Annotated in this window: 12 protein-coding genes; 3 read left to right on the top strand and 9 right to left on the bottom strand. The window is 60.8% G+C overall.

Annotated features, from left to right (window positions below; all coding sequences use genetic code 11):
• Positions 1-93: 93 nt before the first annotated feature.
• From ACYQ6M_RS23000 to ACYQ6M_RS23010, 3 genes are all read right to left on the bottom strand, one after another.
• Positions 94-882 (bottom strand): DODA-type extradiol aromatic ring-opening family dioxygenase, encoded by a 789-nt coding sequence (locus ACYQ6M_RS23000; protein WP_460075830.1) that lies wholly within the window; start codon positions 880-882, stop codon positions 94-96.
• Positions 883-1,108: 226 nt separating this feature from the next.
• A complete protein-coding gene (locus ACYQ6M_RS23005; RefSeq protein ID WP_023002341.1) occupies positions 1,109-1,690 on the bottom strand; it encodes an OmpA family protein in 582 nt (193 codons plus the stop codon).
• Between the two features lie 21 nt (positions 1,691-1,711).
• The gene (locus ACYQ6M_RS23010) at positions 1,712-2,131 is read right to left on the bottom strand and encodes a hypothetical protein (RefSeq protein ID WP_208992429.1); all 420 of its coding nucleotides are present in this window, start codon (positions 2,129-2,131) and stop codon (positions 1,712-1,714) included.
• Between the two features lie 175 nt (positions 2,132-2,306).
• On the opposite strand from ACYQ6M_RS23010, the gene dut reads away from it, so the two are divergent.
• The 3 genes from dut (at position 2,307) to cysK (ending at position 4,516) form a co-directional block, all read left to right on the top strand.
• The gene (gene dut / locus ACYQ6M_RS23015; RefSeq protein ID WP_023002343.1) at positions 2,307-2,756 is read left to right on the top strand and encodes a dUTP diphosphatase; all 450 of its coding nucleotides are present in this window, start codon (positions 2,307-2,309) and stop codon (positions 2,754-2,756) included.
• Positions 2,756-3,412 (top strand): HAD family hydrolase, encoded by a 657-nt coding sequence (locus tag ACYQ6M_RS23020; RefSeq protein ID WP_205838620.1) that lies wholly within the window; start codon positions 2,756-2,758, stop codon positions 3,410-3,412. Before dut ends, ACYQ6M_RS23020 begins: the two co-directional genes overlap by 1 nt.
• Before the next feature lie 144 nt (positions 3,413-3,556).
• Positions 3,557-4,516, top strand: coding sequence for a cysteine synthase A (cysK, locus tag ACYQ6M_RS23025; RefSeq protein ID WP_075284154.1), 960 nt, complete (start codon positions 3,557-3,559; stop codon positions 4,514-4,516).
• 57 nt (positions 4,517-4,573) lie between these two features.
• Here the strand turns inward: cysK and speB are convergent, their stop codons facing one another.
• From speB to ACYQ6M_RS23055, 6 genes are all read right to left on the bottom strand, one after another.
• On the bottom strand, positions 4,574-5,533 hold the full coding sequence (speB, locus tag ACYQ6M_RS23030; RefSeq protein ID WP_168691722.1) for an agmatinase: 960 nt from the start codon (positions 5,531-5,533) through the stop codon (positions 4,574-4,576).
• A gap of 109 nt (positions 5,534-5,642) precedes the next feature.
• The gene (locus tag ACYQ6M_RS23035; RefSeq protein WP_209170715.1) at positions 5,643-6,233 is read right to left on the bottom strand and encodes a GNAT family N-acetyltransferase; all 591 of its coding nucleotides are present in this window, start codon (positions 6,231-6,233) and stop codon (positions 5,643-5,645) included.
• A 7-nt stretch (positions 6,234-6,240) separates the two neighbouring features.
• The gene (locus ACYQ6M_RS23040; RefSeq protein ID WP_023002348.1) at positions 6,241-6,558 is read right to left on the bottom strand and encodes a heavy metal-binding domain-containing protein; all 318 of its coding nucleotides are present in this window, start codon (positions 6,556-6,558) and stop codon (positions 6,241-6,243) included.
• 81 nt (positions 6,559-6,639) lie between these two features.
• Positions 6,640-7,701, bottom strand: a complete 1,062-nt coding sequence (gene hisC / locus ACYQ6M_RS23045; protein WP_460075834.1) for a histidinol-phosphate transaminase — start codon at positions 7,699-7,701, stop codon at positions 6,640-6,642.
• A gap of 480 nt (positions 7,702-8,181) precedes the next feature.
• Positions 8,182-9,981 (bottom strand): NAD(P)/FAD-dependent oxidoreductase, encoded by a 1,800-nt coding sequence (locus ACYQ6M_RS23050; RefSeq protein ID WP_460075836.1) that lies wholly within the window; start codon positions 9,979-9,981, stop codon positions 8,182-8,184.
• A gap of 135 nt (positions 9,982-10,116) precedes the next feature.
• Complete coding sequence (locus tag ACYQ6M_RS23055) at positions 10,117-11,877, bottom strand: sigma-54-dependent Fis family transcriptional regulator (protein ID WP_460075838.1); 1,761 nt, start codon at positions 11,875-11,877, stop codon at positions 10,117-10,119.
• Between the last annotated feature and the right edge of the window lie 40 nt (positions 11,878-11,917).

Raw genomic sequence — 11,917 nt, forward strand, 5'->3', positions numbered from 1 at the left:
GGTGCTTCTGACCGGCAGCTTTCTGCCTTGTTTCACCGAAACCGTTCTGCAGGCCTGCGCCCCTGCCGGAGCAGGGGCGGTCGATGGGGCTGGTCAGGCTGCGAAGCGGAAGTAGCTCATGCTGATGGAGCCGTACTCGTAGCTTCTATGGAGAAGCTGGGCCTTTGCATCCGTTCCACCTGCGCCGAAGGCGAAGAACAGCGGCAGAAGGTGCTCGTCCGTCGGGTGGTTGCGGCGAAAGTTCGGAGCGCTCTGGATATCGTCGAAATATCCGATCGATCCGGACTTGAGGCCATCGTCCAGCCAGCGGTCGAAATCAGACGCCCACACAGGCGTTGGCGAGCCTTGCGGCCCGAATTCACGCAGGTTGTGCGTGGTGCTGCCGGACCCTGCCAGCAACACGCCCTTGTCCTTGAGTGGTGCCAGCGCCTGGCCAAGGGCATAGACGGATGCAGGCGTGCTGCCGTGCGGCAGCGACATCGCCACGACCGGAATGTCGGCATCCGGATAGGCAAGCGACAGCGGCACCCAGGCGCCGTGATCAAGCCCCCAGTGACTGTCGAGTTCCACATCGTGGCCGGCAGCTTCCAGGAGGCGTGCCGCTTCGTCGACGTGATCCACATCGGCCTTTGCGGGATAGGAGATCTCGTAGAGCGGGCGCGGGAAACCGCGGAAGTCATGATAGGTCCGCAGCGGTCCCGGTGCCGACAGCTTCAAACCGTCTGTTTCCCAATGCGCGGAGAGGATCAGGATTGCCTTGGGGCGTGGCTGGCTTGCGGCAAAACTCTTCAGGAACCGGCTGGCAGCGGTGTCTTCAAGGGCCAGGGTCGGCGCACCGTGGGCAAAAAAGACGGGCGAAATATGGTTTGGTGTAGCCGTCATGGGACCACTCCTCGGGAGAATTGTTTCTACCCGAGAAGATAAGCTATTCGGCCGGAAGGATTAGACCAGAAAGGGAAGAAGGCTCGTTCGACACATGTGAACAATCCCGGCCTTCGATTTCCACTGTTCAGTCATACCGCTTCCGCTTACGGGAGCGGTATGTGTCCTTGCGTGCCGGTATCAGGCGGGCTTCAGAACGCCTGGCCCAAACCCGCCCGAGCAGCCCTTACCTGTAACCCAGGTTGATCAGCTGAACGCGCCGGTTGATGGCGGCATCCGGCTTGGACGGATCGCGCAGCTGTTCCTCACCCAGGCCCACAGCGAAGAGATAGTCGCCCGGTACACGGAATGTGGTCACCAGTGCTTCACGCACCGCCTGCGCGCGTTTCAGCGAAAGTTCCAGGTTATATTCGCGTGCACCCTTTGCATCCGTGTGACCGACGATGAAGAAAGTCTGCCCCTGCAGATAAGGCGTGTGCAGGGCATCCGCGATCAGGCCAACGGTTTCATAGGATTCCGGGCGAATGCGCGCGCTGTCGAAATCGAACGTGATTTCCACGTTGAACTGGCGCAGAGAGGCCAGCTTGTCGGCAAGCGGCAAGGTGTTGGGAGCATTTGCACCCGGATATTTCTGGATATTTTCCAGCGCTGCTTTCTGCAGTTCATCGGCCGTAAGATCGACCTTCTGCTGGGCCCCCTGCAGGGAGTTGATGATCTCGTTGCGGCTCAGCTTGGTCTGGGCTGCAAGGCCCGAAGCGGACACGGCGAGAAAGGCGGCCGACAAACCGGCCAGAAGTATCTTGTTCATGAAAAATCTCCCGGTGCCGAGTTAGCGGTAGCCGGCCAGGTCAATGGCCGTGTTGCATTTTTCGCTGACGGAAGGCTGGGCCTTCAGCAGGCAGCGCAGAAGATGGCCCGCACCGGCCTTGACGCCCTTGCAATATTGCGCGGCATCGCGCTGGCACAGTTTGGGCGCTTCCGCCTGGGCCGCCAGCCGTGCCTGAATGAGTGAAGTCACGACCAGACGGTCGGCGTTACACTTTTCCGAAACCTTGGACTGATTCTGTTCAAGACACTGAGTGATGCCGTTGTTGGCCAGTGTCGCGGACTTGCAATAGGATTCGATGTCCTTGCCACAGCTGGCGGCCAGGATCTTAATGGCGTCGGCATAGCCGACGGTCTGGGCGAAGGCAGCCGGTGCAGCGACCAGCATCAACCCGGTGGTAAATGCAAAAATCAATCGTCTCATGTTGCCAATCTCCCAATCGCTGGCACGTTACGATGCGTCAGAGTGTTTCAGGTGAAGATTACGACTTCAAGTAGATATCTGATTTTCATGCGAAGTTTCGTGAATGTCCGCCAGCCTTGACACGGACCGGCGAATATCGTCACTCGCCAGCAACGCTCACTGCCGGACACTTTCAATGCCTGTTACCCTGGAACTGAAGCGACTGGAGCACGGTCGCGATCTGCCACTGCCCGCCTATCAGTCGGTGCTGGCCGCCGGACTTGACCTTCTGGCAGCCGTTGACGGCAAGATAACCCTTGCACCTGGTGCCCGTGCCCTGGTGCCAACTGGTCTTGCCATGGCTCTGCCCGCGGGTTTCGAGGCTCAGGTTCGCCCCCGGTCAGGCCTTGCCGCCAAACATGGCGTCACCGTCTTGAACACGCCGGGCACCATTGATGCCGACTACCGCGGAGAGGTGAAGGTGATCCTGATCAATCTCGGTGACGACCCCTTCGAGATTTCACGGGGAGACCGGATCGCCCAGATGGTGATTGCACCTGTTCTGCAGGCGGACATTGTCGAAGTCGAGGTTCTCTCGGAGACCGAGCGCGGGTCCGGCGGTTTCGGTTCGACTGGCCGCGCGTGATGTCCGAGCTGATCATATTCGATTGCGACGGCGTTCTGGTCGATACGGAACGCATGGCCAACGCCAACATGGCCGCGATCATCAGCGAGCTTGGCGTTCCGATGACCGGGCCGGATTGTCAGCGCAGGTTCATGGGACGGACACTGGAAGACGTCCAGTCCATGATCGAAGAGCTGACAGGTCAGGTGTTGCCCGCCGACTGGCCGGACCAGGTGCGGCTGCGCGATCTGGAGAGCTTCAAGGCGGGTGTTCCGGCGATCGAAGGCGTGGCCGGCGTGCTGGACGAACTCGACCGGCGCGACGTCGCTTATTGCGTCGGGTCTTCCGGCAAATATGAAAAGATGCGCACAACGCTCGGCAGTTCCGGTCTGCTGCCCCGGCTGGAAGGCCGGCTGTTTTCCGCACAGGACTGTGAGCGTGGCAAGCCCGCGCCGGATGTGTTCCTGCTGGCAGCACGTACCATGGGCCATGCCCCGGAAAACTGTACGGTAATCGAGGACAGCCTGCCCGGCGTTCTGGCAGCCCGGGCAGCGGGCATGGGCGTCTATGCCTTTGTCGAGGATCCCGCTTGCGACCGCGAGGCCATGCAGGGCGCCGGGGCCGTCCTGTTCGAGGCAATGGCGGATCTGCCGGACCTGCTCTTTTCCAAGACCTGAAGCTTTTCTGGAAAAAGGTTTTACCCGCAGGATCGCAAAGGTGCTTTCGGCCCCTTATAACTTGCCGAAACCCGTACTATCTTATCGCTCCGATAGTCGAACGATGCCGGCGGAAGAAGATCCGGCCAACTTGGGAGACCTGCCATGACGATCAAGACCAGTGGTCGCGGAAAAATCTATTCCTCCATCACCGAGACCATCGGCGATACACCGATCGTCCGGCTGGACCGACTGGCCAAGGCGCACGGTGTCAAGGGCAACCTCCTGGCGAAGCTTGAGTTCTTCAACCCGATTTCCAGCGTCAAGGACCGGATCGGCGTTGCGATGATCGAGGCGATGGAGCAGGCCGGCCAGATCGTTCCGGGCAAGACCACACTCGTCGAGCCGACCTCCGGCAACACAGGCATCGCGCTGGCATTTGTCGCTGCCGCCAAGGGCTACCGGCTTATCCTGGTAATGCCGGAGACCATGTCGGTGGAACGCCGCAAGATGTTCAAGATCCTGGGCGCCGAGCTGGAATTGACCGAAGGGCCAAAAGGCATGAAAGGCGCAATCGCCCGCGCCGAGGAACTGATCAGCGAAATCGACGGTGCGGTGATGCCGCAGCAGTTCGAAAACGCCGCCAACCCTGAAGTCCACCGCAACACCACCGCGGAAGAAATCTGGAACGATACCGAAGGCGGCGTTGACGTCTTCGTCTCCGGCATCGGCACCGGCGGCACCATCACCGGCGTTTCCCAGGTGCTGAAGGATCGCAAGCCGGGCCTTCATGTCGTTGCCGTCGAACCGGCCGACAGCCCCGTGCTTTCCGGTGGCCAGCCCGGTCCGCACAAGATCCAGGGCATTGGTGCCGGTTTCGTGCCGGGCGTGCTCGACACCTCCGTCTACGATGAAGTCCAGACCGTCGCCAACGAAGATGCCTTCGCCATGGCCCGGGAAGTGGCAAAGACCGAAGGCCTGCCGGTGGGCATTTCTTCCGGCGCCGCGCTCACCGCTGCCATCCGCGTCGGTCAGCGCGAAGGCATGGAAGGCAAGAACATCGTGGTGATTATTCCGTCCTTCGCAGAACGGTATCTTTCCACGGCGCTGTTCGACGGCCTCTGAGCATCCAGTCGCGAAATTTCACCCCGTCGGCCGGTTCACTCCGGCCGGCGGGGTTTTTCATGTCTTGCGGTGATGCAGAACCCTGCCGATGGTGTTCATGAGAACCTGTGCCGCAAGGGTGCTTGTGGAACCGGTCGGGTCATAGTCCGGCGCAACTTCCACCAGATCGATGCCGACGATGTCGCCCTGTCTTGCCAGACCGTCGAGCAGCTCCAGCACTTCATAATAAAGAAATCCGCCGTGGCTCGGCGTGCCCGTACCCGGTGCGATGGACGGATCGAAAGCATCGATATCGAGCGTCAGGTAATAGCGCTTGCCGGCCGGTATCCGGGCCAGAAGCGCCTCGGTGCCGAGCTTGCGGGCGTGACGCACGGACAGGATGTCGGAGCCCATCCTGCGGGCGTCCTCGTAGCCATCGCGCGAGGTGGAGGAGACGTTGCGAATGCCGATCTGCGTCAGCCCGGTGACATAGGGTTTTTCCGCCGCGCGGCGCATCGGGTTGCCATGGCCGTAGCGGACGCCGTGTCGTTCGTCGACGAAATCCAGATGCGCATCGATCTGGACGACGTGGATCGGGTCTTCGCCATCAAAGGCGTTGATGCAGGGAATGTTGACCGAATGATCGCCGCCCAGCACCACCGGCAAGGCACCGGCCTTAAGGATCTTGCGTACGCCGAATTCGATGCGTCTGTGGCTTTCAATCGTGTCCGTATGGACGATATCGGCATCACCCAGATCGACAATGCGGGTGGTTTCCGCCGGCAGGTAGGTGATGTCGTCCTCGAAATCATAAGCGCCCGCATGGCCGAAGGAAAACAGCGTCGAGGCCTCCCGGATCGCACGCGGCCCCATACGCGCGCCCGAACGCCACTGGGTGCCGAAGTCGAACGGCGCCCCCATGACGGCAACATCCGCATCAATGGCGTCCCAATCCGGCTGATAGGGAAACTTGCCGAAGGTGCAGATGCCGACAAAGGGCAGGTTCAACCGCCCGCTTTCATAACCGTGTGAGGACATTCAAAGGCTCCTGTTGGGGACCGGCCAACTAGAGCATCATTGCGGAAGAGGGGAAAGGGCGGGGTTGAGGCAACCAAAAAACTACTGGCTCTGAACCTGGCTGAACTCCCTAAACCTGCTTTTCCATACGTGTCGCGGAGGAAAAGCCGAACAGAAGCTCGAGAAACCCGGTCTTTTCTTCCCCCACGGCCTTGAATCCCGAGCGCTCGTAAAGAGCTTTTGCCCTTGGGTTCGTGTCGATCACATCCAGCCGCACACGGGTGAGCGAGCGCTGGCGTGCTTCTTCGCCAATGGCTTTCAGCAAGGTGCCGCCGATGCCGCGGCCGCGGGCGCTTTCGGCCACAAAGATGCCGTCCATCAGCAGGCAGTCCGGCTCGATCCTGCGCTCCAGAACTTCCAGAAGAAGCCCGCGCCAGAGGCCGCCGAACGCGCCGTAAACCGCCGTCATGTCGGCGAGGCTTCCGCCGACAAGAGCTCCGTCCCGGGTCTTGTAACCGGCAAGGCCTAGCAGCCGTCCCTCCCGGTCGAGAGCGCTGATGGCAAAATCCGGGTTGAGGATGCGCTCGACAAGTCGAAGCGCTTTTTCTTCCGGGGCCAGTACCTTGCCGAGCTTGCCGGAAAAGGCCTGCCAGAACAGGCGGGCGGCAACGGGCCGCTGGTCTTCCGGGAAGCCGGGAGAAATGAAAATGTCGGATGACATGGCAGGATCAGCGGATGAAGACCGCGGTCCCTGTGGCGCTGACCATCAGCATGGAGCCGTTCTGGCCTACGGTTTCGTAATCGAGGTCGACGCCGATCACCGCATTGGCGCCCATTGCCTGGGCCTGCTGGCACATTTCGTCGATGGCAATCTTGCGCGCCTTGCCAAGTTCTTCCTCGTACGCGCCGGAGCGGCCGCCGACAATGTCACGAATGCCGGCAAAGAAATCCTTGAAGATATTCGCGCCAAGGATCGCCTCGCCCGTCACCAGACCCTTGTAGTCCAGATCCTTGCCCTGAATGGTGTTGGTGGTGGTGACCAGCATGCATTGTCTCCCTTTTGAAACGATGTTCGAGACATGGGTTCGTCCTCGTGGTTTTGCAAGAAACGGCGAGAATGGCAGAGGTTAGCCGGCGACGAGTCCCGCCATCGCCTTCAGCAAGGCCTCGCCCTCCTCTTCCGTTCCAATGGAAATACGCAGCCAGTTGTCGATGCGGTCCTTGTTGAAGTGGCGCACCAGAATGCCTTCATCCCTGAGGCCTGTCAGAAGATCCCGTGCTGCCCTTGTTTCATGCGAGACAAACAGGAAATTGGCTGCCGACGGCAGCACGTTGAACCCGAGAGAGCGCAGGCCTTCCGCCATCCGATGCCGTTCCGTGATCACAAGGCGCCGGGTCTCCTCGAACCAGGCGGTGTCCTGCCAGGAGGCTTCTGCACCCGCGAGCGCCAGGCGGTCGAGAGGGTAGGAATTAAAACTGTCCTTGATCCGCTGCAGCCCTTCGATCAGGTGCGGCTGACCAAGAGCAAATCCGACACGCAGGCCCGCCAGGCCGCGCGACTTGGAAAAGGTCTGTACCACCAGAAGATTGTCGAACTCGGGAACCAGACGAGCGGCGCTCTCCGCGCCGAAATCGACATAGGCTTCGTCAACCAGCACCACCACATCCGGGTTTTGCTCAAGAACGCTTCGCACCGCTTCAAGATCAAGCGCAATGCCGGTCGGAGCGTTCGGATTGGCAAGCACGATGCCACCACACGGCCCACCAAGGCTGGCCGGATCAATCCGGAAATCATCATCGAGTGGCACAGAACGGTGCGAAATGCCGTAAAGCTCGCAATAGGTCTTGTAGAAGCTGTAGGTGATATCGGGGAACAGCAGCTTGTCCTTGCCACTGAAAAAGCCGTGAAAGGCATGGGCCAGGATTTCGTCCGAGCCGTTGCCCGCAAAAACGTGATCCACACCCAGACCGAAGCTTGCCCCGATCGTTGCCCGCAACGCACCGGCTGACGGATCGGGATAGAGCCTCAGGCTGTCTTCGGTAGCTGCGCGGATTGCCCCGAGCGCGATGGGTGACGGGCCATAGGGATGCTCGTTCGTATTCAGCTTGATGAAGCTGCGGTCCTTTGGCTGCTCACCCGGCGTATAGGGCACCAGCTTGCCGACTATGGGGCTCCAGAACCTGCTCATGGACCGTATCCTGACGGAAATTACTGTGGTTTTTTCGCACAATAGGCGCCAGGCTTCTACGGTCAAAGGGATTTTGACATTGTTCCTGTCCGGTGCTGCCGAAGCTCTTATACGCGCTGAGACCGGTTCGTCTCGGGGCGGGAAAGGTTCAAGCCTTCGGTGGGGTAGGGAGACGCTGTTCCAGGGCCTCTCCGCACTCGTGAAATGGTAGGCCGCTTTCCAAGCAATTCTGTCACCAACCTCACGTCGTCTTCCCGGCCAAGCGAAGCGCGAGCCGGGATCGGGGAGGCACGAACGTTTCGATATGGACGCTAACTTGTTGCAGCCACGCGTTGGTGGTTCCCCGGTCCCGGATCTTCGCTGCGCTACGTCCGGGATGACGATGGTGAGGGTGTGGGTGAAGGTGTCGTGAAGAAGGAAAGAGCCGGGGGACATTTCCCCCGGCTCTTCCATTTGGTCAGGTCCTGTCCGCGTTTCCGGTCAGGACAGGTGATGCACCTGCTGCAGGCCGTAGACCGGGGTCGGCAGGCCTTCCATCCGCGCCTTCAGCTGTAGCGCCAGATACTGGGAGTAATGGCGCGACTGGTGCAGATTGCCACCGTGGAACCAGAGCGCTTCCTGCTGGGTCGGTTTCCACATGTTCCGCTGTTCGCCTTCCCAGGGGCCCGGGTCCTTGGTGGTGTCGGAACCAAGGCCCCAGACCTTGCCAACCCTGTCGGCCATGTCCTGGCCCATCAGGTCGGCAACCCAGCCGTTCATCGAACCGTAGCCGGTGGCATAGACGATCACGTCCGCTTCCAGTTTCGTGCCATCGTCCAGAATGACACCGTCTTCCACGATCTCGGTGACCTGGCCACGCTTCAGCTTGATCTCGCCGTCGATGATGAGCTGGCTGGCGCCGATATCAATGTAGTAGCCGGAGCCCCTGCGCAGGTATTTCAGGAAAAGGCCGCTTTCGTCGTCGCCCCAGTCCAGCCAGAACCCGGCTTTCTCCAGCCCTTCGTAGAAGTCCGCGTCCCGCTTCTTCATCTCGGCATAGGCAGGGATCTGGAACTCGTGCAGGATCCGGTAGGGCAGTGAGGCGAAGATCAGGTCCGCCTTTTCCGTCGTTACACCGGACCGGACCGCCTCTTCCGAGTAAAGCGCGCCGAGGCCTACGTCCATCAGGGTGTCGGAGCGCACGATATGGGTGGAGGATCGCTGCACCATGGTCACATCGACATCATTTTCCCAAAGCGCCGCGCAGATATCGTGCGCCGAATTGTTGGAGCCGACCACGACCGCCTTCTTGCCGCGATACTGATCCGGTCCCGGATGTCTGGAAGAATGATGCTGGTCGCCCTTGAAGGTGTCCATGCCGGGGAATTTCGGAACGTTTGCCTTGCCCGACATGCCGGTTGCCATGACCAGTTGTTTCGGTTTCAGAACCACTTCCTCGCCGTCACGATCCACGACGACTGTCCATTCTTTCTTTGCTTCGTCGTAAGTTGCGGATTTGGCAACGGTCCGGGTCCAGTAGTTCAGTTCCATGACCTTGGTGTACATTTCCAGCCAGTCGCCAATCTTGTCCTTGGGGCTGAAGATGGGCCAGTTTTCCGGAAACTTGATGTAGGGCAGGTGGTCGTACCAGACGGGATCGTGCAGGCAGAGGGACTTGTAGCGGTTGCGCCAGCTGTCGCCGGGCCGGTCATTCTTTTCCACGATGATGGTGGGCACACCGAGCTGCCTCAGGCGCGCGCCGAGCGCGATGCCGCCCTGGCCGCCGCCGATGATCAGGCAATAGGGCTGGGTCTTGTAACCGAGGTCCGCCAGTTCACGCTCGCGCTCCTCCTTCCAGCTGGTGCGGTGCTTGCTGGCGCCGTGCTTGGCCCCCAGCGGCCGGTTGAAGCCCTTCGGCTCCTCATGGCCCTTCAGCTCGGCCATGGTCGTCAGCAGGGTCCAGATCTTGCCGCCCTTCAGCCGGATCAGGCCGAAGCAGCGGGCCCGTTCGGTATCGAACTGAATCCAGGCCGTGACGACATCGCCCTCTTTCGTCGGTATTTCGCCTTCCGCGATGCGCCAGTTGCTCGGCCCGGTGGAGGCCAGTTGCTTTTCCAGCATGTCGCGGACCTGATCCTTGCCCTCGACGGTCTTGATGTTCCAGGTAAAGGCAATCAGGTCCCGCCAGTAGCAATCGTCCAGGAACATGTTCGTTGCAGCATCGATCTTGCCGTCTTCAAGCGCCTTGCCGAAAGTGTTGAGAAAAGTCTCGGTCTCGTGAACCAATGGTTTGTCGAGCATTCCAGTTCCTCCCTGTTTATGGAGGAAACAATGCAGAGCGCCCCTGCATTTTTCCATGGAACGCCCGTCAATTGATGACGTTAAGGGGCAGAAACTCCGTTTGCTGTTGCGCACGCAACAGGACGCAACAGATAGTCATGCACGCGGCTTGGGGTGTGGCTCCAGGCCGAGAGAGCGCATCCGCCGGAGCACCGTCGACCGATTGACGCCAAGCCTTCGGGCGACATGAGACATGTTCCAGCCACAGGCGTCCAGAAGTGCTTCCAGATCCTGTTTCGGGTCGGTTTCGACGCGTCTGGACAAAGACGCCTGCGGCAGATCGGTAAGGTCGATCACATCGGTTTCTGCAAGCGCTGTCGCGACATCCAGCAAGGTCGCGAGTTCACGGATGTTGCCCGGCCAATGCCGGCCGCTGAGTTCGGCGCGTGCCGAAGGTGACAGGCGCAGGTCCCGCGGAGAGCGTCGTAACAGGCGATCGACCAGCCAGTCGAAATCCTGGCGGTGCCGGAGCGGCGGGATCCGGACGAGAGACCCGGCAAGCCTGAAATAGAGTTCCGGCCGCAGTGCGCGGATGCTTGTGGAACCTGCCGGATCCTGCCGCGTGGTGGCCACCACGCGAAGGTCGCTTCGATGTTCCAGCAAGGCAAGCAAGGCAGCCTGGCCCGCCTTGTCCAGATCTTCGATCCCGCGCAGGAACAGCGTTCCGGCTGCAGCATCAGACAAGGCGCCGACCTTTTCCGGTTTCAGGGCAGAACAGCAGAGCGTATGGAACGACCGGTCGGCCGGACCCAGAACATGGATGGCCCTTGCCAGATATTCCTTGCCCGTTCCGGTTTCACCGGACAGCAGGATGGGAACCTGCGTTGGCGCGAGCCGGGCAATCTTCGACACCACCTGCGACAGCGTCGCATCCTGCCCGCAGATGCCGCGCAGCGGCGTGGGCAAGGTCCCGGAAACCGGGCTGCGTGCCATGCGAGCGGCTTGCGGAGCGATGGCATGACCGTATAACCCACCACCGTCGCGCCGGCGCAGAACCCGATCTTCCGCCGGGCGGCCTCGCATCAGTGACGGCAGATCGTCGACATCCAGGTCCAGGTACATGTCGATCCGGCTTCCTATGAGGTCTGTGGAGCCGGTCGGGGCCAGACACGCGAGCGCGCCGTGCGTCATTCCCGTTATCCGTCCGCTGTCGTCCAGGGCGATGGCGGCTTCCGGATCGACTTCCAGAAACTCCGGCGATGTCGAGAAGCGCAAGACCCATTCCTTGCGTGTGGTCGCCATCAGGTTGGCCATCTCGACCCGGCGGGTGGAAGCCTTCACCAGGTTCATCGCGAGGTTCTGGCTCGATTTCGGGCTTGGGGAGCGCAGGAGGGAAATATCCAGAACCGCCGCCAGCTTGCCGCAGGTGTCGTAGATTGGCGCCGCCGTACAGGACAGCGGTGTATGCGACAGCCCGAAGTGATCGCTCTGGTGGATCGTGACAGCTTCCCCCGTCACGATGCAGGAGCCGACACCGCAGGTTCCCGCAAGATCCTCGGACCAGTCGGACCCGAGATAAAGGCCCGCCTGCCGGAGATCGTCCTCAAACCGCGGATCGCCGAAGAAGTCGACGCACACACCCTTGGCATCGGCCAGCAGCAGCACGTAGTTGTGCCCGGCCACCTGCTTGAACAGGGTGCGCAGGCCGGAACGAGCCGTCGCGATCAACCGCTCGGACTGCTCCTGATGTTCGCGCAGTTGCTGCTCGGTGACGATATGTGCCGGTTCCGGACGCGCCGGATCCATGCCGTACGTCTGGACACAGCGCCGCCAGCTTTCCGACACCAGCCCATCCCTGCCGGTCTCGTACCCCTTCAATACGCGGTCGATTTCACTCACATGTTCAAGGTCGCGCATGTCATCCTCCCTTGACACAGCACTTCACGATAGCCTTTCG

The organism is Roseibium sp. ROS1, assembly GCF_054658215.1.